This window comes from Caballeronia fortuita (assembly GCF_001544835.2).
Classification (GTDB): domain Bacteria; phylum Pseudomonadota; class Gammaproteobacteria; order Burkholderiales; family Burkholderiaceae; genus Caballeronia; species Caballeronia fortuita.
In genome coordinates, this window is the sequence record NZ_FCNX02000004.1 from 1 (window position 1) to 25461 (window position 25461).

Sequence of the window (25461 nt, forward strand, 5' to 3'; positions counted from 1 at the left end):
ACTTCGCGATCTGACCGATCCCGATGTTCCGGTACTCCGGCCTTGGTTTTTTTACGGCTTCAGCCATGCTAGACCCCTTCCAAACTGATTGACGATTCGCGCGCCGCCGATGCACGAGTCCATGCACGGCACGGGCGCGACCCGTCCTGCCAATACGCTTACACGAGCGGCCGGCGATGTATTCGGGGATAGTTCTAGCCCGCGCACTGCGCGATAGCGGTATTTTGTCGCGCGATTGATATACTGTCCAATATCTATCTCGTCTTTCTGAAATATCTTTTACAGATATCGCATGGAACTGCGCCATATCCGCTATTTTCTGGCCGTTGCAGAGGAGCGCAACGTGACGCGCGCGGCTGAGCGGCTCGGCATCGGCCAGCCGCCGCTCAGTCAGCAGATTCACGCGCTCGAAGACGAACTCGGGGTGCGGCTCTTCCGGCGCACGGGGCACGGCGTCGTGCTGACGGAGGCCGGCGAGACTTTCGCCGCCGATGCGAAGCGCCTCATCAACGACGCGCGTCTCGCCATCGAAAAGGCGCAGAGCGCGGGGCGCGGCGAGATCGGGCAGCTCAATATCGGGTTCACGGGATCGGCGGCGTTCAACCCCGTCGTGTCGAAGCTCATTCGTTCGTATCGGCAGGCTTATCCGAACGTCACGCTCACGCTCACCGAAGGCAACACCGCGCAACTGCTCGCGCATCTCGATGCGGGCCGTGTCGATGTCGCGTTCGTTCGTCTGGGCAGCCAGTCGCCCGCTGGCGTGCAGATCAATCACATCGCGATCGAGCCGATGAAAATCGTGCTGCCCGCCACGCACAAGCTCGCGAAGAAGCGCAAGGTGCCGCTCGCGGCACTGTCGGACGATGCGTTCGTGTTGCTGCCGCGCGAAGCGAGTCCGACCTTGCATGACGTCATCATCGGTGCGTGCCGTGAAGCTGGGTTCGAGCCGATCGCCGGACAGCAGGCTCCGCAGCTTTCCTCAGTCGTGAACCTGGTCGCGGCGGAATTCGGCGTATCGCTCGTTCCGGCGTCCGTGTGTCAGATACAGGTCGATGGCGTCGCGTACACCGACGCGCTCGGCAGCGCGATCACGATTCGTCTCGCACTGGCATCGCGCATCGACGCGACCACGGCGAAGACCACGAACTTCCTCGATATCGTGCGGCAGATCGTTACTTCATAGCCCTTACGTTGTCATCAGAACAAGCGCGCATTGCAATCGGCGCGTTTTCGTCCAAACTTCATTTCGCAAGAGCGTCGGGAAGAAGGCCGCATCTCGTTGATCGAGGAGCAAGGTCATGCGCGAAGAATTGAAGCGTCCGCTGCAATGCACACCTGAATGCCGCCGGGGCTTTCTCAAATCGGTTGCATCCGCGACCATCGCGGGAATCGCCGCGCCGCCGCTTTTCATCACGTCCGCTCATGCCGATGCCTTGACGCATGCGCAACGCGACGCCATGTCGCCCGAACAGATTCTCGATGCGATGAAGCGCGGCAACGAGCGCTTTCGCCGAGGCGAACGCAAGGCGCGCAATTACCTTGCGGAACAGAAAGCAAGCGCGAAAGGACAATATCCCGCGGCCGTGCTGCTGAGTTGCATCGACTCGCGCGCGCCCGCGGAAGTCATCATGGATCTGGGCATCGGCGATATCTTCAATTGCCGCGTCGCGGGCAATATCGAGAACGACGATATCCTCGGCAGCATGGAGTTCGCGTGCAAGCTGATGGGCGCAAAGGTCGTGCTCGTGATGGGCCATACGTCGTGCGGCGCGATCAAAGGCGCGATCGCCAATGCCGAGCTCGGTCATCTCACGGCGCTGCTCGCGCGCATCAAACCCGCCGTGGATGCAACGCAATACGATGGCGAGCGCAGCGCCACGAACTACACGTTCGTCGATAAAGTGGCGCGTAAAAATGTAGAACTGACCATCGCGCAGATTCGCCGCGACAGCGCCGTGCTATCCGATATGGAGAATCAGCACGCCATCAAGATTGCCGGCGCGATGTACGACATCAACACGGGCGCGGTGGACTTCCTTACGTCCTAGCTTTCGACACGCTCACGCGTTACATCCTCTTGCCTGCGCACACCGCGCCGCGCCGACCAGTATTGCGTGCCCACGCCGATATCTTCCGACACGAACATCGCGCCGCGCGTCGCACGATAGTTCGCGAGCGCCTTATAGACGAGACGCTGACCGATCAGAAGGATCGGCACGTTGAGCAACACCATCACGATGTTCATCAGATCGGAGAGCGCCCACAGGTTCGGCAACTCGAGCCCGGCGAGCACGGTGAGCGCGCCAAACGGCACGAACACGAGCGAACCGACGACGCGAATGCCGACGATGAAACCTCGACTGCGCGAAATGAAGTTAGCCGAAATTTCGGCGAATGAAATCATGCCGAGCAGCGTGGTGAACGCGAACAGCCCATAACACACGCACATCACGATCTTCACGACGTGCGCAACGGAAACCGGCACGAGCGTTTCGACCGATGCGAGATACACCGTGATCTTCGATGCCCTGACCGATTCCCACGCCTGTCCATCGACGGTGCCGGTCCACACGTGCGCCATCACGACGATGAAGCCGGTCATCGTGCAGATGACCATCGTGTCGAAGAACACGCCGAGACTTTGCACGAAGCCTTGCTCGCAGGGATGATCGTTGTCGGCGATCGCGGCCGCCATCGTGATGGTGCCCTGGCCTGCTTCGTTCGACATCAGCCCGCGCTTCACGCCCTGCGCGAGCGCGGTGCCGATCGCGCCGCCGAAGAGCGCATGCGGCGCGAACGCCCCGACGATCACCTCATGGAAGAAGTATGGAATCAGCGGCAGATTGATGACGATGATGACGAGCGACATCAGGCAGAAGAGCGTTGCCTTGATCGGCACGAGCACGTCGGTATAAGCGGTCACGCGCCGGATGCCGCCCATGATGATGAACGAGCAAGCCGCGACGAGCACGGCCGCGATCGCGTAATAGACCGTCGACTGACGCGCGAGATGCGTGCCTGTCAACGTGTCGGCGATGGTGCCTATCGCGGTGAACACGTTGAACGTCTGCGGCGGCACGTTGAATAGCGCGTAGACGATGAACACGAGCGATAGAAACGTCCCGACGATGCGCCTGTCGCCGAGAATGCGCCGCCCATAGAACGGCAGGCCGCCGACGAACTCGTCGTGCTTTTTTTCCTTGAAGAGCTGCGCGAGCGTCGATTCCATGAACGCGGTCGCCATGCCGAAGAACGCGGCCACCCACATCCAGAACAATGCGCCCGGCCCGCCGACTGAAATGGCGCCCGTGATGCCGACGATATTGCCCGGCCCCGCGCGCATCGCGAGACCGAGCATGAACGATGCAAGCGCGCTCACGCCCGTCTTCGACGATTGTCTGCGCAGCATGATGCGCACGATCTTGCCGACGTTCATCGTCTGGATGAAACGCGTGCGAATCGTGAAATGAATGCCGACGCCGACGAGCAACAGGATCGCGAACGAGAACTGCCCGAGCACGGGAATCCGCGAATAAACGCTGAAATTAGTGGGGAACTCCCACAGAAAATCCGAGACGGGCGCAATGAACGCGAACAATGCATTCACGGATTGGAAGAGACTTTCCACGCTTGGGCGTTCCTTGGTTGCTTCGACCTGACTCAGACAGGCTTGCGGAATGTTGATGAACCGGCGTCGTTCGATGCCGGCGGGGCGTGCCTGGCTGGCACGCAAACGTATGCGAGGCAGCGATTATACGGTCAGGCGTCACGCATTCATCGGATGCGTGAAAATCAGACGGTTAGTTGCGACAAGACATCATGCGCAACTCATTTGTCTCTTGCACAATCTCGTGCACAACGCGTCAGGAGAACGGGATGGCCGAACGACTCGCAAAACTTCTCGCCGTGGCTTCGATGGCTCTGCTCGCCTCGCTCGTCAGCTTCGGCAACCTGACGGACTATGGCAGCAACTTGCAATTCGTCGTGCATGTCTTGCGCATGGACACGACGTTTCCCGGCAATGCCAACATGTATCGCGCGATTACGTCGCCGGTGCTGCAGCGTCTCGGCTATGACGTGATCATTTTTTTCGAAACGGTCACCGCGCTGTTGTGCTGGGCAGGCGTGATCGCGATGGCGCGCGCGCTGCGGCGTGACAACGCGGCGTTCGCGCAAGCCAAACGCTGGGCGATCGCCGGTCTCACGCTCGGTTATCTGACGTGGCAGGTCTGTTTCATGTCGATCGGCGGCGAATGGTTCGCGATGTGGCAATCACAGCAATGGAACGGCACGGAAAGCGCGTTCCGCTTTTTCATCACGTTTCTTGTGATTCTGGTTTTCGTGACGCGTGCCGAACCGCTTCGTCCGTCGATCGAATGAACGTCGATCAATTCAATGCGACCGCCGCCGCCGCGCCCACGGGCGTGCCCTCGATCGCCACCGATCGCTGTCCGTCCGGTCCCACTGGCACATCGCCGACGAGCGTCGTGCGATACAACTGACGATCGAAGTCGAGATCGAAGATGTCGGTGGGCGCGAGATGCGCGGTCGTGCGGTTGTCCCAGAACGCGATGCTGCCCGGCTCCCACTTGAACCGCACCGTGAACTCCGGCCGCGTCACGTGCTCCCACAGCAATTCGAGCAACACCTGACTCTCACGCGGCGCGAGCCCCGCGATGTGCTTCAGGAAACCCGGGCTCACATACAGCGCGCGTTCGCCGGTTTCCGGATGCACGCGCACGAGCGGATGTTCGCTGACGAGCGCGTGTTCGTTCACCGCCTTCTTGAACGCATCGGTGCCGCTCGCGCCTTGCGGCGGCGCGAAACGATGCACGCCGCGCAGGCCATCGACGAAAGCGCGCAGCGGCGCGGATAGCTTCTCGTATGCGATCACGAGATTGGTCCATTGCGTATCGCCGCCATAGGGCGGAATGGTCACGCCGCGCAGAATGGATGCGAACGGCGGATTCACCGCGGCCGTCACGTCCGTATGCCAGCCGGTCCACGGACGCAGCACCGACTGACCGTCGAAGCGCGTGGCCTTGCGGAACTTCGAAATCGAGTAGATCTCCGGATGGCCGTCGACGTGCCCGAACACCGGATGCCCCACCGTCAGCTCGCCGAACTGCGCCGAGAACGCGACATGCTGTCCGTGGGTCAGAAACTGCTCGCGGAAGAAAATCACGCGCCACTTGAGCAACGCGGCGCGGATCGCGTCGACTTGCCGGACGGACAAAGGACGCGTCAGATCGACGCCGCCGATCTGCGCGCCGATATGCGCCGAAAGCGGACTGACGGTCACTTCGGCTTCGTTCTCGATAGCGGCTGCGTTCATTTCGGATTCCTTTTTAAATCGGATAAATAATTACGCGCTCAACTGCCTTGCGCGTTCGCATCGTCGGCGAAGAAGTAATCGCGCCATGACTTCGGCTCGTGACGAATCACGCCAACCTTATGCAGGAACGTGCCCAGTTGCAACGTGTTTTGCGGGGTCGTCACGAAGCTCGTTTCCTTGTCGCTCAAAATGCGTTCGATGAACGCGGGCGAGAGCTTCGAGCCATCCTGGCGAATATAGATGGCCGCCGCTTGTGCCTTGTCCTGCTGAACGAGCTTCGCGGCGTCGTCGAGCGCCGCGCGCACGGCGGCATACGTCTTCGGATTGTCCTTGCGCCATTTCTCCGACGTCACGACGACGCTGCCCGTCGACGGCCCGCCGAGGATATCCGTGGAACTGGTGATCTTGTGGATCTTCGGGTCTTCGAGCTCCTGATACTGATACGGCGCGTTGGAGAAGTGCAGATTGATGACTGAGTTGCCCGACAACATCGCGGTCGTCGCATCGGCGTGCGGCATGTTGACTTCGAAGCGGTCGAGACGCGCGTAATCGGCATCGCCGAACGCTTTCGCCGATGCCATCTGCAAAAGACGCCCTTGCTGCGACACGGCGACGGACACCACCGCGATGCGATCTTTCTCGCCGATGTCCCTGATGCTGCGGATGCGCGGATCGTTCGTCAAGAGATAGACCGGCACCGCGCTTTGCGCCGACATCGCGCGAAAATCCTGATGCCCGCGCGTGCGGTCCCATATCGTCATCAATGGCCCGATGCCGATGGTCGCGATATCCGCCGCGCCCGAAAGCAGCGCTTCGTTCACCGCCGCGCCGCCCGAGAGCGTGTTCCATTGGACGTCGATGGCAAGCCCTGAACGCGCGCCCGCCTTCTCGATCAGCTTCTGATCCTTCGCCACCTTGAGCAACAACGAACCGATGCCGTATTGATCGACGATCTTCACGTTGCCTTCCGCGTGCGCAAAGTGCGGCGATAAGACGAGCGCCGCCATCGACGCAAACGCGGCGAAGAGGCGTTGCAATGAAGATGTCGTCGTCATGCAGGGGGTATCGTGGAAGCGCGGCGAGCAGACAATGTACTCGCCGCTTCCTCACACGCGAACGAAGAAATCCCGATACGGATAGCTTCGTTCGCGATAAGCGCCGGGCGGCGCTCACGACGATGGAACTCGACGCACCACGTCATCGAAAGACGCGGTGCGGTGCAACATGCTTACCAGTGATAGTTCATGCCGGCGAACACTTGGCGTCCGTAGCCGAACGCGCACCAGCTGCCGTAGTAGCACGACGCGACATATTCCTTATTGAAGAGGTTCTGCGCATTCACGTAGAGATCGACGCCCTTGAACTGCGGCATCGCGCGACCGAGATCGTAGTTCAGCGTGGCATCGACGAGGAAGAAGCTCGATACCTTGAAGCTGTTGTCGCTGCTGTACGTCGTGCCCGTGTAACGTCCGCCCGCGCCCATCGACAGACCCGCGAGCGGACCACGATTGACCGTGTAATACGCCCACAACGAAGCCTGATTCTGTGGAATTGCGGGCAGGAACTTGCCTTCGAGACCGCTGTTGTCCTTCGTGTACTTCGTGTTCAGATACGTATAGCTTGCAGTGACGTTCAACGAATCGGTGAGGCTCGCCTTCGCTTCGAGTTCGACGCCGAGCGAGCGCGCTTCGCCGACCGCCGACTGGAAGTTCGGGTTGTCCGCGTTCACGGTCAGAAGATTCTTGCGTGTCAGATCGAACAATGCGGCCGAAAAGAACGCGTTGTAACCCTTCGGCTGGAACTTCACGCCAACTTCATATTGACGTCCTTTCTCGGGCGAGAACTGCTGGCCGTTGATGTCGGTGCCCGCTTGTGGCGTGAACGATTCCGTATAGCTGACGTACGGCGCGATGCCGTTATCGAATACATACGTGAGGCCCGCGCGGCCCGTGAATGCGCGATCGAACTGATGCGATACGACGCCGTACGTCGTGTTGTTCGAATCGCTGCTCGCCCAGTCCTCGCGTCCACCGAGCGTGAGGATCACGTTGCCCCAACGCGCCTGATCCTGGGCATAGACGCCGTATTGCGTACCGCTCAGTACCTGGTGATAACGGTCCGGCGGCGTGATCGCCATGTTGTAGTTCGGCGCGAACATGTCGAGCGATGGCGCCGTGCCGAAGCCCGCGTCGAAGTTGCTCGCGTAATGCTGATAGTCGAAGCCGAACAGCACCGTATGATCGATCGGACCGGTCGAGATGTTGCCTTCGATCTGATTGTCGAACTGGATCGAGTTGAGGTTGTCGCGCGACGCAGCCGTGCCGCGATCCAGCGTGCGCAGGTCGTCTTCGAGCGCGCTTGCATAGACGCTCTTGTAGTCCTGCGCGAGATGCAGCAGACGGGCGTTCGAGCGGAACGTCCACGCGTTGTTGAGCTTGCGATCGAACTTGTAGCCGATCGATTCCTCCACGCGATTGAAGCTCTCGAAGTTGTGATCGCCGTCGTAGAAGTCGCTCGGCAATTTGCCGTTGGGGTTATAGAGCACAGTGCCTTGCGGCGGCACGCTGCCGTACGACGTGCTGCGCGGATCGTGCTGATAAAGCCCGAACAACGTGAGCGACGTCTTGTTGTCCGGACGCCACGTGAACGACGGCGCGATCGCGATGCGCTTGTTGTACGTCGATTGCACCTGTCCGTCTTCCGAACGCGCGATACCGGTGATGCGATACAGATAGCGGTCATCGCCCGCGATCGGCCCGGAGAAGTCGAACTTCGCGGCCTTGTGCGCGTAGTTGCCGAACTCGATGCCCACTTCATGCAGCGGCACGACCGTCGGCATCTTGCTTTCCTGATCGAGCAAACCGCCCGCTGCTGCCTGACCGTAGAGCACCGACACCGGCCCCTTGAGCACTTCGACGCGCTCCATCAAGTACGGATCGATCTGCGGCACGGCGTACCAGCCGTTATCGAGCAGTTTGAGACCGTTCCAGTATTTATCGGCGTCGAAACCGCGCACTTTCAGCATGTCGTAACGCGTTGCGATGCCGCCGCGCGTTTCGGGCGTCACGCCCGACACATAGCGCACCGCCGCGTTCAGCGTCTGCGCGTGCTGCTGATCCATCTGCTCGCGCGTGACAACGGAAACAGACTGCGGCGTCTCCAATAGCGAGGTGCCCGTCTTGAGCGCGGTCGATTCCTTTGCGACGTAGCCTTTCGTCGGACCATAAGGCTCGTCGACGGCTTGCGCGGTGACCTTCACCGCTGGCAGCGTGCTGTCCGCGGGCGCTGTCGACGCGTCAGGCGTGTTCGAGGTCGATGCCGGCGCCGGCGCACTCGACGGCGCATCCGCCGATTGAGCGTAGGCAAGCGGCGCTGCCGCGAATAGCAGCAGCGCCGCTAGATCCAATGGCCGCAGAGCGACCGGGCTCACTATTCTTGATTTCATACTCGTTTTCGTGGACATCGTTGCGTGCGTGAATGCGAATCGTTATTATTTGCGGACGCATTGTGACAAGCTGTTCTGTATTTGTAAAGGACGATTCGAGCGTTTCGGTCCGGAGACGATACTGTTCCGCAAAAAAGTGGAACGTCAGACAAAAAAAATGCGGAACGAAAAATGGCTGCTTTATGGCGCGGCCGAGCAGAGACATGGAAGACCGCTAGAGACTCAGCCAGCCGTTTTCTTCTTCGATTTCGCCTGATTGATCGCAATCGCCGCGCGCACGAGGTCCTGGAGCGCTTGCGCATCGATCGTGTCGCCTTCGAAGAAATCGATCGCGCGCCGCGCATTGCCTTCCAGGCTTGCGTTGAATAGCTTGCCGGGATCGGGCAGGCTCGCGCCGTTGGCAAACGTGAGCTTGACCTTGCCCTTGTGCGCGTTGGCTACTGCGATCATGCCGTCGCGATACCACACCGGGCTGCCCATGTACTTCCATTCCTCGACGATCTCGCCGTCCGCAGCGAGGATGATCTTGCGCATCTCGGCGAACGTTTCGCCGCGCCAATCGGTGATGCTCGCGATCAACGCGTCGATTCGTTCGGATGCGTTCATGCGTTTCTCCATGCCGTGTTCCCTGTCAACGGATGAGGCCCGGGCTGCCGATCGTGATCTGCAGTCGCTGCGCCTGATCGAGATGAAAGATGAATGACGGACGCGAGCGGATCAGAAGCGTGCGCGCCTGCGCGCTGCGCGTCGTGCTTATGTAGTCGTCGACGGTATGCACGAGCTTCTGCAAGAAGGCGATCTCGTGTTCGAGATACGCCTCGTCGAAATCGTAGGTGCTGGTCTGATCGAGCTCGGCGATATCGTCGTTGCTTTGTTGCGTCAGGGCGTCGCTCGTCGGGCTGCGTTGCGGCTGCGTGCCGAAGCGCTGCGTCAGCGTGACGATCTCCTGATTCACCTGCGCATGCTCCGACACGATCCGCTTCGCGAAGACCTGCAGACTGCTGGAGCGCGTCTTGCGCAGGGCGACATTTGCCGCGGCGATTTGCGCCTGATCGGCAACGAAGACGACGCCCAGCATTTGTTCGTCCGATAGCGGCTCCCCTGCGTGCGCGCGCATCGTGACCGCCAGCAGCAGCATGAACGCTGCCGCGATGCCCTTGCCCGTCATTCGCGTCTCCCTTCTCATGGACGCGAAGACTTTACCGCGAAAGCGCCCGAATGCGTCCGAAAGCCTCGCCTTATTGGAATTCATCGTCATGCTTGAACTAAGATATCACCTTCGCTTCAAAAGAACAGCGGCATCTTCAATCGTGCTTTCATCGCTATGAAACTGGAATCGGTTTGGCCGGAGCAATCCTTCGACTGCGAAGGCTGGCGCGGCGAGATGGCCTCGCGCATCGCCGCCTTCGACTGGTCCGATACGGCAATGGGCCCGATCGATCGATGGTCGAAGAGTCTGCGCGCGACCGTGCAGCTTCTGCTCGCGTCGCCGGTGCCGCTCGTCATGCTGTGGGGCCGGGCCGGCACGATGATCTACAACGACGCCTACGCCGGCTTCGCCGGAGGGCGTCATCCGTTTCTGCTCGGCAAACCTGTCGAAGAAGGATGGCCGGAAATCGCCGCTTTCAATCGCAATGTCGTCGATACCTGCCTCTCTGGCGCGACGCTCTCTTATGCCGACAAGCGCCTCACGCTGCACCGCAACGGTCAGCCCGAAGACGTGTGGATGGACCTGCACTACAGCCCCGTCGCCGAGGATGACGGGCATCCGGCGGGCGTGATCGCCGTCGTCGTCGAAACGACCCGAAAAGTGCTCGCTGAAGACAAGCTGCTCAAGCTCACGCAGACGCTGGAGCGGCGCGTCGCGGAAGCGGTCGCGGCGCGCGTCGAGGCCGAAGAGCGCTTTCGCCAGGTGCAGAAGCTCGAAGCCATCGGCAACCTCACTGGCGGCGTCGCGCACGATTTCAATAACGTCTTGCAGATCATCTCGGCGAATCTGCAACTCATCGAACTTGCCACGCGCGACAAACCCGAACTCACGCGCAGGCTGCACGTGATGAGCGAAGCCGTCGCGCGCGGCGGCAAGCTCGCGGCGCAAATGCTCGCGTTCGCGCGGCGTCAGCCGCTCAATCCGGCCGTCGTCAATCCGGCGAAGCTCGTCGCGGACATGTGCGAGTTTCTGCAACGCGCGCTGCCCGAATCGATCAAGCTGAAGACATCCGTATCGTACGATGCGTGGAACCTGTTCGTCGATCGCCATCAGCTCGAAAACGCGCTGCTCAATCTCGTCATCAATTCGCGCGACGCCATCGCGCAGGGCGGCAACATCCTGCTCGAAGTGGAGAACGCGACCCTCGGCGATGCGAACACGGCCGGCCTCGCACTGCCGGCGGGCGACTACGTGAGGCTCGCCGTCACCGACGACGGCGCAGGCATGCCCGACAGCGTAAAGGCACGCATGTTCGAACCGTTCTATTCGACCAAGGCCGAAGGCCAGGGCACGGGACTGGGCCTGAGCATGGTGTTCGGCTTCGTGTCGCAAAGCGCGGGCTGCGTGGACGTCAAGACGAAGGTGGGCGAAGGCACGACCGTCGCGCTGTACTTTCCGCGCTGCACGCAGTCCGAATCGCAGGACCTGGACGGCGCGCGGCCGGGCGCATCGAGAGGCGGCGAAACCGTGCTCGTCGTCGAGGACGATGCCGACGTGCGTCTATCCACCATCGACATGCTCGCGCAGCTCGGCTACAAGGTGCTATCGGCGGAAGATGCGGACGCGGCGCTTGCAGTGCTGCGCAAGAACCCGAAGGTCGACCTCCTCTTCAGCGATGTCGTGATGCCCGGCACCATCCGCGCCGATGCGCTCGCGAAGATCGCGAGCGCGCCGCCGTATAACGCGGCCGTGGTGTTCGCGTCCGGCTATACGCGCGACATCATCTTCCATGAAGGGCGGCTCGATGAAGGGGTCGTGCTGCTGAAGAAACCCTTCACCTTCGATGACCTCGCCCGCACCGTGCGCAACGCGCTCGATACGCGGCACTGAAGGTCAACGCGTCACGCGCGACTTCACCCAGTCCGCCTTCTTCGCAAGCGCGATGAACGCCGCGAGATAGTCGATGCCGGCATCGGCTTCGCGCGTGCCGAGAAAAGAAGAAGGCGGCCGAGCGCATTCCGGCCGAACGTCTGTGGGTGAATCCCGACTGTGGGCTCAAGACGCGTCAGTGGGATGAAGTGATTCCCGCGCTGCGTAACATGGTCGCGGCTGCGCACACGTTGCGCGCATCGACGTGAACGTGCTTCAGACGGTCAGCGTGTTGCGGCCGGCGAGCTTCGCGCGATACAGCGCGACATCCGCGCGTTGCAATGCATCGTGATAGCTCGCATCGGGTGCCCCGATCTGCGATACGCCTATGCTCGTCGTCCAATCGGGCATGCCTTCGGTGTATCGGCGGCACGCGTCGTGAATCTGATTGGCGCGAGCCTGCGGATTCGCTGCGTGCGATGCGGGCACGATCGCGATGAACTCGTCGCCGCCGAGCCGTCCGAACTCGCCGCCCAGCGCTTCGACTTCCGCACCCGCGAGCCGCGCAAGTTCGATCAGCACGTTGTCGCCCGCGAGATGACCGTGCCGGTCGTTGATCTCCTTGAAATGATCGAGGTCGATGGCGAGCACGGCCGCACCCGGCGTCGCGAGACGACGCGCGCAAACATCGAATCCCGCGCGGTTCCAGACGCCCGTGAGCGGATCGCGCAGCGCGGCATCGCGCAGACGCCGCTGTGCGCGCTCGGCGGGAATCGCGAGCAGGCCGAGGTTGAGCACGCCGAGCAGCAATTGATCGGAAAGCATCGGAATCAGCGCGAGATAGTTGATGCGCGGCGCCGTCGACAGATAAGCCGCGAGCGTCACCGCGTAGCCGGGCAGATAGCCGAACATCGCGAGACCCGCGATGCTTCGTGCGCGGCTGTGCTCGCGCCGCCCGCTCGACCAGAGCGCCGCACCGGTGATCGCCGCCGAGATCGCGATGGTGATGGTATCGCCGGCGTTGGTGAGCATCGACATCGACGGAATGCGCCCGCCGATCCATCCCGGCAAGATATGCACGCCGATACAACCGAGCACCGGCGCAAGCATCCACCATCGAAAAGGCGGCTTGCCGTCGAACGCGCGCAAACCTGAGACGATCAGCATGTTGGTCGCCGCGAGCGCGCCGAGCAGCAGCGCGATCATGAGCGTATTGCCGCGCGCGAATTCGAAATCGGTCAGCACCGCCGCGTAGAGAAACGCGCTCGCGGACCAGTGCACGAACTGCGGTTCGATACGCCGACCGAAGCGCACCAGCGCGAAGACGAGCCCGAACGCCGTGCTCGCGAGCACGCTGCAAAGCCTGAGTGTGTCTGTGTCGGGTGTGTGGAACATGAGTTAGGCCACCACGTAACATGGCAGACCCTGTCTTACCTTTTGTCTTCGGGCGCGGCTGAAGCAGCGCATACCGGTTATCGGCACATGCGCGACAAAGCTTTAGTCGCGCGGCATACGACTTGCTCGCACGATGGTTTCCCGTACAGCCATCACCAAGGAGACGCGCAGCATGAAGCTCTATTACGCGCCCGGCGCATGCAGTCTAGCCGATCACATTGCGATGCACGAAGCAGGCCTGGACTTCGATCGCGTGAAGGTCGATCTGAAGACGAAGGTCACCGAAGACGGCAAGCCGTTCGGCGATATCAACCCGAAGGGATATGTGCCGGTCATCGAGTTCGACGACGGCAGGCGCCTCACCGAGAACATCGCGATCCTGTCGTGGGTCGCGCAGAAAGCGCCATCACTTGCGCCTTCCGGCGACGATGGCAGCATGCGCCTGCTCGAAATGCTCGCGTTCATTTCGACCGAAATCCACAAGCAGTTCGGGCGCGTTTTCCGGCCGACATCGGATGACGAAGCGAAGGCCGCGCGCGAGAAAATCGGCCAGCGTTTCGCGCTCCTCGCGAAGACGATGCGCGGCGATTACCTGTTCGGCGATCAAGCGAGCGTCGCGGATGCGTATCTTTTCACGATGCTGACGTGGGCGCGGAAGATGAACGTCGACGTGCCCGCCGAGCTGCAATCGTTTTACACGCGTATGCGCGAGCGTCCCGCCGTGAAGCTCGCGTTCGAACACGAAGGGCTGGAATAAGCCGCGTTCGTCGGTGCTGTTGTTGGCCGGATCCCGGTTTCTTAGTGGTCTATTAGTACTGCCCCTGTGCGGGGCGGCAGTCACTTTCTTTGCTGCTGCAAAGAAAGTAACCAAAGAAAGCAGCTTTTCTAGGCCCGCGGTCATACGCACGTTGGGTAGTCCTCTCGTCGGAAGTGGCACTCGCCTAAGCGTCGCTCTCATAGGACCAACCGGACTTGGATCGCGCACGGTCTGACTAGCCGTAACGCGACGGGCGCTGGTTCAGCACGAAAGAGCATCGGCACAGCGCTACGCGCTGCCGTCGGGTATGCGAGGGAAACCGGCGGAGCGCCCGCGCTCGCGCACCCGATTGATCCATCGGCCGCGAAGCAAGTCAGAGCTATGTGGTCCCCGGACACAAGCCGGAACGCGCCTTGCGCCATGCATGACACGCACATCGATCATCGGAGGCATGTCATGCAGGCAAATCGCACAATCGCTTTCTCTGCTTTACTGATGGCGCTCTCGGGCGGCGCATTCGCCGCGGCCGATCAGACGCAGCCCGGCGCGAGCCACGGCCCATCGAGCGCGCAGAACGCGCAGGATGCAGCGGGCATCACGCCGAATTCCAGCAAGAGCATCGGCCCGTCGACGGGACCGTCCGGCGTCGGCGGATCGACCAACGGCATGAGCGGCGCAGGCGCAGGAACGCGTCAAGGCTCGGGCGGCATGCAGCCGCGTTTGAACGGCAACGGCGGCACGAACGGCGGAACAAGCCCTTCGACAACCAATGGCGGCGCGCAGGGCCTGTAACGCGTCATAGCGTCTCGGGCACGTCGAACCAAATATCAGCAGCGCGGATATCGAGCGAGCAGGCGTCCGGGTCCAGTTGACCCAAACGCGAGCGCGTAAAGGCTTCCTGCACGGCTGCGGTGAAGCGGTCCTGCACGATCAGACGTTGCGCCGTGTCCATCGCGCCGTATCGTTCGAACTGAAGGGCCGCAAGCCGCACCGTTGCGCTGCAACGTGAATCGAGTGTCGTGTCGCGGCCCGTCTCGACGACCCATGAAACGTTGAACACGACGTCGTCGCCTTCGTCGACCACGCCCATCGTCGGCGTCTTGGGCGCAACGAATGCGCGCGACAACGCCTGCTGCAATTCGTCCACTCGCTGATCCTGATCGGTCACTTTCATCGCATTCTCCTGAAGGCTTTCCGATACACGCGTAAGCAAGCCGCGAACCTGTCGATACGACGCGTACGGGACCAGCACTTGCTCACTCCGCGATGCGAGGCGTGCAATCGCACGCCGCGTCACGATTTCCGGAGGTCACCATGCAGACCGACAAGCCTGTGCCGCACGCCACCGCCGACGACATGGACGAACCGACAGGCCGCGACGAATCCGCGTCGGCGGACGACCACGACACGAAGCAGGACGCGCTCGATCAACGCAACAAGCGCACACACGAAGCGTCGGAGAACGCATTGCCATCGACGCAGGAAAAAAATCCTGTACCGCCCGGCTCGAACGAGCCTTGATCGATAGCCACGCCTGCCATTCAACGAGGAAGCACATCATGTCCACCGAGACTTACGTTCGCAACGGGCATCACGTCGAAATCACCATCGATCACGATCCAACCGGGCAATGCACGTGGTCGTACACGATCGACGCGGACGGCTTCACCGAAATGCGCGATCGCCCACTGGAGAGCGCCGAAGCGGCGATGGAGGCAGCGAAGAATCACGCGAACGCAAAGGCCGATATGCTGCCCGCGCAGGAGTGAAACGAGCGCGCAATAACGGTCAGCGGAACAGCGTCGACGAATCAACATCGGCGAGCTTGCCGAGTTCGTCGCGTCGCGTATCGAACGAGCCGCGCACGCGCTGACCGTAGCCGATCCAGATGGCGAGCGATACGACCGACAAGCTGCCGAGCGCAAGAAACGCCGCCGGATAGCCATAGTGATGCGCGATCCAGCCGCCGAGTATCGGGCTCATGCACGCCCCCGCCGCCTCGACGCCCTGCACCGCGCCCTGCCCGAGATTCACGCGTCCGCTTCCGTGCAATAGATGCACGACGAGCGCGGGCACCGCAACACTCTGCAAGCCCGCGCCGACACCGTCCAGCATCTGCACCGGCACGATGCCCCACGAAGGCGCGATCCACGCGGCGGTCATCGCGCGCAGCGGCAAGGTTGCGAGCGTGACGAGGATGATTCTCCAGAAGCCCCATCGACGGATCGCGCGGCTCGCGCATGCAGCCGCGATCAACATTACGATCTGCGAGATCACGATGTTCGCCGCGGTTACGTGACTGGGATCGGCGGTGTGCGTCGATGCGACCGCGAGACTGTAGAGCGGCAGCATCGCCGAGTTGCCGAGGTTGAACGCGGCAAGCGCCGCCGCGAGCACGAGCAACGAATGATTGCGCAACAGCACGCGCATGGCGTCGGCGCGGACGTCGTTCGAATCGTCGGTATCGTCGCTGTCTTCCTTGGCGATGCCGCGCGCAAAGTGACGATGCACGGATCGCGGCGGAATCCACAGCGCCGCGAGTATGCAGCCCGCGCCGAACGCCGCGCTCAACGCGAAGATATACGGCATGCCGAGCCATGCGCCGAGCCAGCCCGACAGCATCGCCGCCGCAATATTGCCCGCGTGATTCGCGACCTGATTGCGCCCGAACTGCCGGTCGAAGTTCTCCCGTCCGACGATGCCGAGCGTGAGCCCGGCGAGCGCAGGGCCCATCGTTGCACCGGCGACAGCGGTCGCAATCTGCGAAAGCGTCACGGGCCAGAAGCCTTGCCACGTCCAGATGATGATGGCCGCGACGATGGATAGCGCGCTCGCGACCGCCACGACCGCGCGCCGCCGCGACGTTGCATCGACGAGCGCGCCCGCCGGCGTCGTGACGAGCATGCCGATGATTCCGCCGATGGTGAGGACCGTGCCGATGCGGTCCGGCGTCCAGCCGTGCGCCTGAAGATAGATGCCGAGAAACGGGCCGACGCCTGCCTGCACGTCCGCTGCGAAGAAGCTCACGACGAAGAGCGGGTACGTCGGCTTGATAGTGTGTTTTGTCATAGTTATGAGTCAGAGCACGACTTGAACGCCCAGTTCGACGACATCCTCGCTTCGAAGTCCGAAATATTCCGCGCTCGATGCCGAATGAAACGACATCTCCCCAAAAAGCCGCTCGCGCCAGCGCGGCATCTGTCCGTGCGAGCAGCCGGGCATCGCTTCGTCGCGCGGCAAGAAGAAGGTCGTGTGCTTCGGATCGAAGCGCCAGTCACCGAGCTGTCCGTCGAGCGACGCGAGCAGGCGCGGCAGATTCGGCCGCTCGACGAAGCCATGACGCGAGATCACCTCGAAGCAGCCCGCGCCGAGATCGCGCACTTCAATGCGCGTGTGCTCGTCGACGCGCGGCGCCGATTCGGAGCGATTCGCGAAAACGATCGTCGTTGCATGCAGCACGCGATTGTGGCGTACGTTGCTCGTGAGCGCAGAAGGCGTCGTGCCCGGCGTGCTGCCAGGATAGACGGCTGTGCCCGGCACGCGCGCAGGCGGCTCGACGCTGTCGCACACGTCGCGCAGAAAATCGGACAGCGGCTGCGCGCGCGCTGCATGCGCCTGCGCGAGTTCGAGCCCGCGATGCCACGTCGCCATCGATATGAAAAGCAGCACGCCTATTGCGACGGGAAACCAGCCGCCTTGCGGAATCTTGTGAACGTTCGCGGCGACGAGCAGCGCATCGATGCCGATGAGCGGCACGCTGAGCGCGGCGACGGCGGCCCACGGCCACCGCCATATGTTGCGCGTCACGCTGACCATCTGCACGGTGGTGATGAGCATCGTGAGACCGACGGCGATGCCATACGCGGACGTCAGCCGGTCCGAACTGCGAAACGTGAGCACGAGAAACATCACCGCGATGAACAGGACGGCGTTCACGGCAGGCACATACACTTGCCCGCGCTGTGACTTCGACGTTTCGATCACACGCAGGCGCGGCAGAAAGCCGAGCTCGATCGCCTGGCTCGTCATCGAGAAAGCGCCTGAAATCACGGCCTGCGATGCGATCACGGTCGCGAGCAGCGCAATCAGCACGGTCGGGATCAGCGCCCACGAAGGCGCCGCGAAGAAGAAAGGCTGCTTTGCCGCGCCGGGTTGATGCAGTATCGTCGCGGCCTGACCGAAGTAGCCGATGATGATCGCCGGAAACACGACGATGAGCCACGCGAGCCGGATCGCGCGCCGCCCGAAGTGGCCGATGTCGGCATAGAGCGCTTCGGCGCCCGTCAACGCGAGGATCACCGCGCCGAGAATGGTGAACGCGAGCGCCGGATGCGCGATGACGAGCGAGCACGCATACATCGGCGAAAGCGCGTGCAACACATCCGGATGCTCAACGATCCGATAGATGCCGACCGCCGCGAGATAGACGAACCACACCAGCATCACCGGCCCGAACGACTTGCCGACGACCGCCGTCCCGCGCGACTGAAACAGAAAGAGCGCGATGAGGATGACGGCCGCGATGGGCACGATGAACGGCTCGAACTTCGCGCTCACCTGGCTCAAGCCTTCGACCGCTGAAAGCACGGACACGGCGGGCGTGATCATCGAATCGCCGTAGAACATCGCCGCGCCGAAGAGTCCTGCCATGAGAAGCAGATGCGGCACACGACGCCCTTGCTGTTCGTAGCCGGAACGCGCGAGCGCCGTCAACGCGACGATGCCGCCTTCGCCCTCGTTGTCCGCGCGCATCACATAGCAGACGTACTTGCCCATCACGACGATGACGACGGCCCATACGATCATCGAGAGCATGCCCATCACGATGGATACGTCGACGTTGCCCGCTTCGCTCACGCCTTGCCGCAACGCATAAATCGGGCTCGTGCCGATGTCGCCGAACACGACGCCTAACGCGCCCAGCATGAGTCCCGTCAGCGCTTTCTTCGGCGCCGCCGACGATCGCTGTGGTCCGCCATCGCGCGTGGGGTGCGGTGAGTTATGCGTGCGGGCATCGTTCGAAGTCGATGTCATTCGACGTTTGCGTCTCCGGTGTTTTGTGCCGAACGCCCAAGCAAAACGCATTCCGCAACCGTGACGCGGATGTGCTTCGATACATTTAGTCAAGTGTTGCTTACACGGGCCCGCGTAGATTTTTTTTCTGTGTCCGATGCATAAAGCCGCTTGCCGAAATAGTGACGGAATTGCTTCGCTCTTTCCTACGATCGCCAAAAAGAAAAGCCCGCCTCGAAAGGCGGGCAAGATGCGCTTAACGAGAGGGGGTCGAAGCGCACGGTTAGCGATATAAGTTGCTGCCTGAAATCGTCAAGCCTTTCTCCGGGCGGCTTCGGGCGGGTTGCTCCGTTCCATCGCCCTGCCCGGCTGATCCGTTGCGGTAACGTTCTGATCGAAGATGAAGCCCATCGCGATGTGCTCGGTGTTCGAGGAACCACACGCAGGACATGTATCGTCTTCGAGAGCGTCATCCGAATAGATGAGCTTGTTGCATGCTGCACAGCGTATAAGCATTTGCACTCCCGACACTCAAGGTGACACTGTCATCAGATTTATACGTTATATGTCGCGGCAATCCAATGGTTCTTAAAGCTTGCCTTATGTTTAACGCGTACGCGCCGCCCTGTCGGGCTCCTTGAGTTAGCAATCCTCGGTCCAGAGCGCGGTATGCGCCTTGCGCACGACATCCGCAAGCGAAGCCGTCTCACTCGTCCTCGGGCGCGACTGGCTTTAATCTTCGAGTCCGCGTTCCTGGAGACTTTGCAAATGGCTATCACCGTCGGCGATTTTCTGGTCGACCGTCTGCATGCATGGGGCGTGCGCCGCATCTATGGTTATCCCGGCGACGGCATCAACGGCGTCTTTGGCGCATTGAGCCGCGCCAAAGGCAAAATCGAATTCATTCAGGCGCGCCATGAAGAAATGGCCGCTTTCATGGCCTCCGCGCATGCCAAGTTCACGGGCGAGCTCGGCGTGTGCATCGCAACATCGGGACCGGGCGCGGCGCATCTCGTCACCGGCCTTTATGACGCGCGCCTCGATCACATGCCCGTGCTCGCGATTGCGGGCCAGCAAGCGCGTGCCGCGTTGGGCGGTCACTATCAGCAGGAAGTCGATCTCACCGCGATGTTCAAGGACGTCGCGGGCGCTTTCGTACAGCAGGCGAGCGTGCCCGAGCAGATACGTCATCTCGTCGATCGCGCGGTGCGTATCGCGCTATCGGAACGCAAGGTCACGGCGCTCGTTCTGCCCAACGATCTGCAAGATCTCGATTACGAGCCGCCCGGCCGCAAGCACGGCACGCTGCATTCGGGCGTCGGCTATCGCGCGCCGAAGACCGTGCCGCAGGACGACGACCTGCAACGCGCCGCCGACGTGCTCAACGACGGCAAGAAGGTCGCGATACTCGTCGGCGCGGGCGCGTTGCACGCAACGGATGAAGTCATCGCGATTGCGGAAAAGCTGGGCGCGGGCGTTGCGAAGGCGCTGCTCGGCAAGGCCGCATTGCCCGACGACCTGCCCTTCGTCACCGGTTCGATCGGTCTGCTCGGCACCGAGCCGAGCTACAAGATGATGACCGAATGCGACACGCTGCTCATGATCGGCTCGGGCTTTCCCTATTCCGAATTCCTGCCGAAGGAAGGCGCGGCGCGCGGCGTGCAGATCGACATCAAGGCGGACATGCTGTCGATCCGCTATCCGATGGAAGTGAATCTCGTCGGCGACAGCGCCGAGACCTTGCGCGCCCTCCTGCCGCTCCTGCAACAGAAGACGGATCACGCGTGGCGCAAGGACATCGAAGGCTGGATAGGCGACTGGTGGAAGAAGCTGGAAAAGCGCGCGATAGAGCCCGCGAAAGGCGGCGTGAATCCGCAGCGCACGGTGTGGGAACTGTCGCCGCGCGTGCCCGCGAACGCGATTGTCACGAGCGATTCCGGATCGGTCGCGAACTGGTACGCGCGCGATCTCAGGGTGAAGCGCGGCATGATGTGCTCGCTCTCCGGCGGACTCGCATCGATGGGTGCGGCCGTGCCTTACGCGATCGCGGCGAAGTTCGCTTATCCCGAGCGGCCCGTGATCGCGCTCGTCGGCGATGGCGCCATGCAGATGAACAACATGGCCGAGCTCATCACGGTCGCGAAGTACTGGAAACAATGGTCCGATCCCCGCTGGATCTGCATGGTGCTCAACAACGAAGACCTGAATCAGGTCACGTGGGAACAGCGTGTGATGGAAGGCGATCCGAAGTTCGAGGCATCGCAGGACATTCCGTCGGTGCCGTATCACAAGTTCGCGGAACTCATCGGACTGAAGGGCTTTTATGTCGACGATGACGAACGCATGGCCGCCGTCTGGGATGAAGCGCTCGCATCGGATCGTCCTGTCGTGATCGAGGTGAAGGCCGATCCGAACGTGCCGCCGCTGCCGCCGCATATCACGATCGCGCAGGCAAAGGCGTTCGCGATTACGTTGATGAAGGGCGATCCGAGCCAGAGCCATGTGATTGTCGATACGGCGAAGCAGGTGCTTGGCGCAGTGTTGCCGGGCCACAAGGACAAGTGACCGCGCCTTCGACGACGCCGCGCACTCGCTTCACGCGTCGTGATCGTGCGCGGTGATGCGGTAGCGCGCAACGCGAGCGCGAGCGGCTCCATAGCGGCTCGAATCGCGAGCCCATGCACGAGCACCACGGGCAGACGTTTCGCATGACCGCCGTCGCGCGCGGCATGACGCGAGAACATGCGATACGGCCGCGCCTGCGTTTAACGCGCCGTGATGCCCGCGCGCGCTTTCGTCGCTCGATGCAGGCGTGAGTTACAGCCGAATCCATTCAACCGCGACCCACGCGGCGAACGCGCGCGCACCCACGCCCGCGACGACTCGCCACGAGAGCGATGCATGCAGCGAGCGCCGCGCACGCCTCACGCGGCGGGATTCAGCGCGACCTTGATCCATCCCGGCTGTCTCCGATCGAATGCCTTGTAAGCGTCGATGACGTGCATCATCGGCTCGCGCGTCGACAGCACGCGAAGCGGGTCGAACGATCCGTTGCGCACGCGTTCGACGAGTTGCGGCGTCACCGCGCGATGATTGCAGTTGCCCATTCTGATCGTGAGGTTCTTGTTCATCGCCACGCCGAGCGGAAAGAAGCGATCGTTCGGCGGATAAACGCCGATCACGCCGAGCGTGCCCGCCTTCGCCAACGCTGCCACGCCCCAGTCGAGCGCCTGTGTCGGGGCATCGCCGGGAATCCAGTTGCCGTTCTGCTCGTTGCGCTGCGCCGTCACCGTGCGGCTTTCCTGCTCCCCTTGCTGCACGTTTTCCTGCGATGCCGCCGGTCCTTTTTGCGCGTGCACGGCATCGACGCCCACGGCATCGATCACGCGGTCGACGCCGATGCCGCCCGTCAGCGCCAGAATTGCCGCCACGGGATCTTCCTCGTCGAAGTTCACCGCTTCCGCGCCCTGCTCGCTTGCCATGCCGAGTCTATCCGCAAGCCGATCGACGACGATCACGCGCCCCGCGCCCAGCATGAACGCGCTCGCCGCCGCGAACTGACCGACCGGCCCTGCGCCGAAGACAGCCACCGTATCGCCTTCGTGCACTTCGGCGAGTTGCGCGCCGAAGAAGCCTGTCGGGAAAATGTCGGACATGAGGATGGCGCGTTCGTCGTCGATATTCTCGGGCAATTTAATGAGGCTCGCATTGGCGAGCGGCGTGCGCGCGTATTCAGCCTGCAGTCCGTCGATCGGCCCCGTCGACTTCGGTCCGCCGAAGAAGGCCGTGCCCGCCGCCGCGCCGTTCGGATTCGCGGAATCGCATTGCGCCGTGTAGCCCTGCCGGCAATACGAGCAGCAGCCGCAGGAAATCGTCGATGGAATCAGCACGCGATCGCCCGGCTTCAGATTGCGCACGCCGCGCCCGACCTGTTCGATCACGCCAACGCCTTCGTGGCCCAGAATCGTGCCCGGCACCATGCCGGGCAGCGTGCCGCGCACCATATGCAGATCGGTGCCGCAGATGGCGCTCGCCGTGAGCCGCACGATCGCATCCTGATCGTGTCGAATGGAAGGATCGGGCACGTTATCGAGCGAAATGTCGCCTATTCCATGGAATACCACTGCTTTCATCGCACGCTCCTCGCAAGGTCGGGTCATGTGCGTTTTCAGCAATGGGTGCGCCCGCTGCAACGCGGCGCGCCGGGAACGACGCTTGCCTGAATGTTCGATACATCGCCCAGGAAAACGAGGAGATGCGTGATGAACACGCTGCGCATCGACGATCTACATCCGACGCAAGTCACGCATGGAGAGCGTCAGATCAGGCAGAAAGCAGCCAGCTATCGCGCATTGAGCGCGCATGATCTCGAGATGGCGATTGCGGAAAAGCCGATCGCCATCGTGCTCGGGCCGCACGGCGAACCGTATGTGATCGATCATCATCATGTGGTTTGCGCGCTGTCGCGCATCGGTGTGAAGGACGTGCCGTTCGTGCTCGTGCGCGACTTGTCCTCGCTATCGCGCGCAGCGTTCTGGCTGACGCTGGAAAATCACGCGTGGGTTTTTCCGTACGACGCGAACGGCCGTCGCCTTGCATTCAAGGACATGCCCGTGCGCATGTGGGATGCCGTCGATGACGCGTTTCGCAGTCTGGCGGCCTTCGTGCGCAATGCGGGCGGCTACGAAAAGACCGATGTGCCGCTGGCCGATTTTCGCTGGGCCGATTTCTTTCGCGCGCAATGCCCGCGACCGGACGACGATGCGCAATTCGATGCGCTGCTCCCACGCGCGATCGAACTCGCTCGCAGCGATGCGGCCGAGGGCCTTCCTGGCTTCATCGGGGATTCGTCGCGATGAAGTTCCTGACCGCCGTAAAGACCGGCTTTTTCGTGACGCCGTCGTTGAGCATGATGCCGTACGGGCCTTGTCCGGTCGGCGGATCGTCATACAACTCGTAGACCTGCAGCGACTGGATGTTGTACTGCGGCGCGATCGCGAGCAGCGCGCCCATCATGTTGTTCGCCATGAAGGTCGCGGCTTCGTCGGGCGTGCCGGGAAAGCTCGGGCGCATCCCCACTTCGTTGATCCATATCGGCTTGCCGAACGATTGCAGCGTGCCGATCACGTCATAGCATAATGTGCCGCATGCGTGACGGATATCGCCTTGCTCCGAGTACCAGTGCCATGCGGTGATGTCCCACGTGACAACCGGATGACCGATCGTGCCATCGGGCTGCGTGCCGTTCGCGAGCATCGTGTCGAGGCCGAGATGCATCCACGTATTGCCGCCGATGATGATCTTGCCGGCCGGATCGACCGCCTTGATGCCCGCGATCAAGCCGCGTATGACGCCGCGCGCGAGCTGATAGCAATGATTGTCGTAGTCGGTGCTGTTCACGCCGTCGACCCAGCCCACGAGACACGTCGGCGCCAGTTCGTTCGTCACTTCGTAGTAGGCATATTTCTGCACGGTGACGATCTGCTGCGCGAGCGTATAGCTCGCTTGATATGCCGAGTTTTCATCGGGGAAATTGAGGTTCTGCAACAGCACCGGATACACGGTCACGCCCGACTTGGCCATCAGTTGCGCGACGGTCGCGAGCGTTTGTGCGCCCGCCACGTTCGATACGTCGTTCCGATACAGCGTGACGTTGAGGTCCTTCAGTTGCGCGAGTTGCTGCTGCATGGTCGATGTCCAGTACGGACCGGGCCACGTGACATGACCGTTCATGCCGTAGAAGATGCTGCCGGCGGGCGCGATATCCGGCTTCGCGGTGCCGCCCGCATCGCTTGCGGGAGCCGCGCTCGATGCCGCCGACGGACCGGACGCACCCGAAGGCGTCGATTGCGAACCGCCGGTCGTGGTTGCGCCGCCATTGCCCTCGCCGCCGCCACATGCAGCCAATATCGTCATCACCACGCAACTCGACACCATCGACGATCGTGCCCACGAAGCGACGCGAAAAAGCATGCAGGCGATGGATGAAATAGCGGTTTTCATCGTCATGACTGGCTCGGAATAATGGAAACGATGTCGACGGCCCGGTTCATTGCCGGGATTGAAATACCGTTTTGTCTATCGACACGTTCATATCGGCAAGAGCGGGCGCGACGCATTGAAGGTCGCCATCTCGCTGCGATAAACGCAAGTACGGAGCACCCGATGGCCGATGCGCGCACAACGCGATGGCTCAGGCACGGCGCTCATCGGACGCCAAAAGAATGCCCCGCGCGCATTCGTTCGAAAGCGCGCAAAGGGAAGGATCGGAAATGCCCTGCGGGACGACACGCAATCGATGACGCGTGTCTTGAATACGTTAGCACATCATAACGATCGCGCCGGCATATTCAAGCACGCGCGCTGTATTTACCGAAGCGAATATCGATTCAATGCGCATTGATTCGACTGATAAATGCGCCATGAAAATGAGGCGCGCAACGTCATGCACCGTAAGGCGATCGTTGGGATCGTGGATTGCTCACGGCTTATCCGCC

The 25461-nt window shown here is 61.9% G+C and carries 22 protein-coding genes and 2 pseudogenes; 11 read left to right on the plus strand and 13 right to left on the minus strand.

Going from position 1 to position 25461, the window contains the following annotated elements:
• Window positions 1–292: 292 nt before the first annotated feature.
• Together AWB77_RS09060 and AWB77_RS09065 are read left to right on the plus strand one after the other, a co-directional pair.
• Entirely contained in the window at window positions 293–1183 is an 891-nt protein-coding gene (locus AWB77_RS09060) for a LysR family transcriptional regulator (protein ID WP_061134108.1), read from the plus strand.
• A gap of 115 nt (window positions 1184–1298) precedes the next feature.
• Window positions 1299–2048, plus strand: coding sequence for a carbonic anhydrase family protein (locus tag AWB77_RS09065; protein WP_061134109.1), 750 nt, complete (start codon window positions 1299–1301; stop codon window positions 2046–2048).
• Here the strand turns inward: AWB77_RS09065 and AWB77_RS09070 are convergent.
• Window positions 2045–3628, minus strand: a complete 1584-nt coding sequence (locus AWB77_RS09070) for an alanine/glycine:cation symporter family protein (RefSeq protein ID WP_061134426.1) — start codon at window positions 3626–3628, stop codon at window positions 2045–2047. The genes AWB77_RS09065 and AWB77_RS09070 overlap by 4 nt on opposite strands.
• A 248-nt stretch (window positions 3629–3876) precedes the next feature.
• Here AWB77_RS09070 and AWB77_RS09075 point away from each other — a divergent pair, with 248 nt between their 5' ends.
• Complete coding sequence (locus tag AWB77_RS09075; RefSeq protein ID WP_061134110.1) at window positions 3877–4380, plus strand: DUF2165 family protein; 504 nt, start codon at window positions 3877–3879, stop codon at window positions 4378–4380.
• A 7-nt stretch (window positions 4381–4387) separates the two neighbouring features.
• Here the strand turns inward: AWB77_RS09075 and AWB77_RS09080 are convergent, their stop codons facing one another.
• From AWB77_RS09080 to AWB77_RS09100, 5 genes are all read right to left on the minus strand, one after another.
• Window positions 4388–5335 (minus strand): TauD/TfdA dioxygenase family protein, encoded by a 948-nt coding sequence (locus AWB77_RS09080; protein ID WP_061134111.1) that lies wholly within the window; start codon window positions 5333–5335, stop codon window positions 4388–4390.
• A 38-nt stretch (window positions 5336–5373) separates the two neighbouring features.
• Window positions 5374–6390 carry an ABC transporter substrate-binding protein gene (locus AWB77_RS09085; protein ID WP_061134112.1) on the minus strand — a complete coding sequence of 339 codons (1017 nt, stop codon included), beginning with the start codon at window positions 6388–6390 and terminating at the stop codon, window positions 5374–5376.
• Window positions 6391–6563: 173 nt separating this feature from the next.
• The gene (locus AWB77_RS09090) at window positions 6564–8780 is read right to left on the minus strand and encodes a TonB-dependent siderophore receptor (protein WP_061134113.1); all 2217 of its coding nucleotides are present in this window, start codon (window positions 8778–8780) and stop codon (window positions 6564–6566) included.
• Between the two features lie 222 nt (window positions 8781–9002).
• Window positions 9003–9386, minus strand: coding sequence for a DUF1801 domain-containing protein (locus AWB77_RS09095; RefSeq protein WP_061134427.1), 384 nt, complete (start codon window positions 9384–9386; stop codon window positions 9003–9005).
• A gap of 25 nt (window positions 9387–9411) precedes the next feature.
• The gene (locus AWB77_RS09100) at window positions 9412–9948 is read right to left on the minus strand and encodes a DUF4142 domain-containing protein (RefSeq protein WP_061134114.1); all 537 of its coding nucleotides are present in this window, start codon (window positions 9946–9948) and stop codon (window positions 9412–9414) included.
• 156 nt (window positions 9949–10104) lie between these two features.
• On the opposite strand from AWB77_RS09100, the gene AWB77_RS09105 reads away from it, so the two are divergent.
• Window positions 10105–11820, plus strand: a complete 1716-nt coding sequence (locus AWB77_RS09105; protein ID WP_061134115.1) for an ATP-binding protein — start codon at window positions 10105–10107, stop codon at window positions 11818–11820.
• Window positions 11821–11823: 3 nt separating this feature from the next.
• Here the strand turns inward: AWB77_RS09105 and AWB77_RS37420 are convergent.
• A pseudogene (locus AWB77_RS37420) lies at window positions 11824–11925 on the minus strand (LysR family transcriptional regulator); the annotation flags it as partial.
• A 2-nt stretch (window positions 11926–11927) separates the two neighbouring features.
• Here AWB77_RS37420 and AWB77_RS34300 point away from each other — a divergent pair.
• Window positions 11928–12068 (plus strand): annotated as a pseudogene (locus AWB77_RS34300) (hypothetical protein); the annotation flags it as partial.
• Between the two features lie 7 nt (window positions 12069–12075).
• Here AWB77_RS34300 and AWB77_RS09110 read toward each other — a convergent pair.
• Entirely contained in the window at window positions 12076–13194 is a 1119-nt protein-coding gene (locus tag AWB77_RS09110) for a GGDEF domain-containing protein (protein ID WP_063936499.1), read from the minus strand.
• A 172-nt stretch (window positions 13195–13366) separates the two neighbouring features.
• Between AWB77_RS09110 and AWB77_RS09115 the strand changes: the two genes are divergently transcribed.
• Entirely contained in the window at window positions 13367–13951 is a 585-nt protein-coding gene (locus AWB77_RS09115; RefSeq protein WP_061134117.1) for a glutathione binding-like protein, read from the plus strand.
• Between the two features lie 456 nt (window positions 13952–14407).
• The gene (locus AWB77_RS09120; RefSeq protein ID WP_157694785.1) at window positions 14408–14743 is read left to right on the plus strand and encodes a hypothetical protein; all 336 of its coding nucleotides are present in this window, start codon (window positions 14408–14410) and stop codon (window positions 14741–14743) included.
• 4 nt (window positions 14744–14747) lie between these two features.
• Here AWB77_RS09120 and AWB77_RS09125 read toward each other — a convergent pair whose 3' ends face one another.
• The gene (locus AWB77_RS09125; RefSeq protein WP_063936501.1) at window positions 14748–15125 is read right to left on the minus strand and encodes a DUF3022 domain-containing protein; all 378 of its coding nucleotides are present in this window, start codon (window positions 15123–15125) and stop codon (window positions 14748–14750) included.
• Between the two features lie 140 nt (window positions 15126–15265).
• On the opposite strand from AWB77_RS09125, the gene AWB77_RS09130 reads away from it, so the two are divergent.
• Window positions 15266–15472, plus strand: a complete 207-nt coding sequence (locus AWB77_RS09130) for a hypothetical protein (RefSeq protein ID WP_061134120.1) — start codon at window positions 15266–15268, stop codon at window positions 15470–15472.
• Window positions 15473–15510: 38 nt separating this feature from the next.
• Window positions 15511–15720 (plus strand): hypothetical protein, encoded by a 210-nt coding sequence (locus AWB77_RS09135; RefSeq protein ID WP_061134121.1) that lies wholly within the window; start codon window positions 15511–15513, stop codon window positions 15718–15720.
• A 19-nt stretch (window positions 15721–15739) separates the two neighbouring features.
• Here AWB77_RS09135 and AWB77_RS09140 read toward each other — a convergent pair whose 3' ends face one another.
• Both AWB77_RS09140 and AWB77_RS09145 read right to left on the minus strand, forming a co-directional pair.
• Entirely contained in the window at window positions 15740–17020 is a 1281-nt protein-coding gene (locus AWB77_RS09140; RefSeq protein WP_167354135.1) for an MFS transporter, read from the minus strand.
• Window positions 17021–17029: 9 nt separating this feature from the next.
• Complete coding sequence (locus AWB77_RS09145) at window positions 17030–18985, minus strand: potassium transporter Kup (protein WP_061134122.1); 1956 nt, start codon at window positions 18983–18985, stop codon at window positions 17030–17032.
• Window positions 18986–19732: 747 nt separating this feature from the next.
• On the opposite strand from AWB77_RS09145, the gene AWB77_RS09150 reads away from it, so the two are divergent.
• On the plus strand, window positions 19733–21529 hold the full coding sequence (locus tag AWB77_RS09150) for a thiamine pyrophosphate-requiring protein (RefSeq protein ID WP_061134123.1): 1797 nt from the start codon (window positions 19733–19735) through the stop codon (window positions 21527–21529).
• Window positions 21530–21888: 359 nt separating this feature from the next.
• Here AWB77_RS09150 and AWB77_RS09155 read toward each other — a convergent pair whose 3' ends face one another.
• Window positions 21889–23097, minus strand: coding sequence for a zinc-dependent alcohol dehydrogenase (locus AWB77_RS09155; RefSeq protein ID WP_061134124.1), 1209 nt, complete (start codon window positions 23095–23097; stop codon window positions 21889–21891).
• A 129-nt stretch (window positions 23098–23226) separates the two neighbouring features.
• On the opposite strand from AWB77_RS09155, the gene AWB77_RS09160 reads away from it, so the two are divergent.
• Complete coding sequence (locus AWB77_RS09160; RefSeq protein WP_061134125.1) at window positions 23227–23823, plus strand: ParB-like protein; 597 nt, start codon at window positions 23227–23229, stop codon at window positions 23821–23823.
• On the opposite strand, the gene AWB77_RS09165 is transcribed toward AWB77_RS09160, so the two are convergent.
• Entirely contained in the window at window positions 23801–24973 is a 1173-nt protein-coding gene (locus tag AWB77_RS09165) for a glycoside hydrolase family protein (protein WP_082852624.1), read from the minus strand. The two genes, AWB77_RS09160 and AWB77_RS09165, sit on opposite strands and share 23 nt — an antisense overlap.
• Window positions 24974–25461 lie beyond the last annotated feature (488 nt).

Coding starts and splice junctions, on each gene's coding strand:
- AWB77_RS09060 (WP_061134108.1), top strand. CDS start 293: ATGGAACTGCGCCATATCCGCTATTTTCTGGCCGTTGCAGAGGAGCGC.
- AWB77_RS09065 (WP_061134109.1), top strand. CDS start 1,299: ATGCGCGAAGAATTGAAGCGTCCGCTGCAATGCACACCTGAATGCCGC.
- AWB77_RS09075 (WP_061134110.1), top strand. CDS start 3,877: ATGGCCGAACGACTCGCAAAACTTCTCGCCGTGGCTTCGATGGCTCTG.
- AWB77_RS09080 (WP_061134111.1), bottom strand. CDS start 5,335: ATGAACGCAGCCGCTATCGAGAACGAAGCCGAAGTGACCGTCAGTCCG.
- AWB77_RS09085 (WP_061134112.1), bottom strand. CDS start 6,390: ATGACGACGACATCTTCATTGCAACGCCTCTTCGCCGCGTTTGCGTCG.
- AWB77_RS09090 (WP_061134113.1), bottom strand. CDS start 8,780: ATGAAATCAAGAATAGTGAGCCCGGTCGCTCTGCGGCCATTGGATCTA.
- AWB77_RS09095 (WP_061134427.1), bottom strand. CDS start 9,386: ATGAACGCATCCGAACGAATCGACGCGTTGATCGCGAGCATCACCGAT.
- AWB77_RS09100 (WP_061134114.1), bottom strand. CDS start 9,948: ATGACGGGCAAGGGCATCGCGGCAGCGTTCATGCTGCTGCTGGCGGTC.
- AWB77_RS09105 (WP_061134115.1), top strand. CDS start 10,105: ATGAAACTGGAATCGGTTTGGCCGGAGCAATCCTTCGACTGCGAAGGC.
- AWB77_RS09110 (WP_063936499.1), bottom strand. CDS start 13,194: ATGTTCCACACACCCGACACAGACACACTCAGGCTTTGCAGCGTGCTC.
- AWB77_RS09115 (WP_061134117.1), top strand. CDS start 13,367: ATGAAGCTCTATTACGCGCCCGGCGCATGCAGTCTAGCCGATCACATT.
- AWB77_RS09120 (WP_157694785.1), top strand. CDS start 14,408: ATGCAGGCAAATCGCACAATCGCTTTCTCTGCTTTACTGATGGCGCTC.
- AWB77_RS09125 (WP_063936501.1), bottom strand. CDS start 15,125: ATGAAAGTGACCGATCAGGATCAGCGAGTGGACGAATTGCAGCAGGCG.
- AWB77_RS09130 (WP_061134120.1), top strand. CDS start 15,266: ATGCAGACCGACAAGCCTGTGCCGCACGCCACCGCCGACGACATGGAC.
- AWB77_RS09135 (WP_061134121.1), top strand. CDS start 15,511: ATGTCCACCGAGACTTACGTTCGCAACGGGCATCACGTCGAAATCACC.
- AWB77_RS09140 (WP_167354135.1), bottom strand. CDS start 17,020: ATGACAAAACACACTATCAAGCCGACGTACCCGCTCTTCGTCGTGAGC.
- AWB77_RS09145 (WP_061134122.1), bottom strand. CDS start 18,985: ATGACATCGACTTCGAACGATGCCCGCACGCATAACTCACCGCACCCC.
- AWB77_RS09150 (WP_061134123.1), top strand. CDS start 19,733: ATGGCTATCACCGTCGGCGATTTTCTGGTCGACCGTCTGCATGCATGG.
- AWB77_RS09155 (WP_061134124.1), bottom strand. CDS start 23,097: ATGAAAGCAGTGGTATTCCATGGAATAGGCGACATTTCGCTCGATAAC.
- AWB77_RS09160 (WP_061134125.1), top strand. CDS start 23,227: ATGAACACGCTGCGCATCGACGATCTACATCCGACGCAAGTCACGCAT.
- AWB77_RS09165 (WP_082852624.1), bottom strand. CDS start 24,973: ATGACGATGAAAACCGCTATTTCATCCATCGCCTGCATGCTTTTTCGC.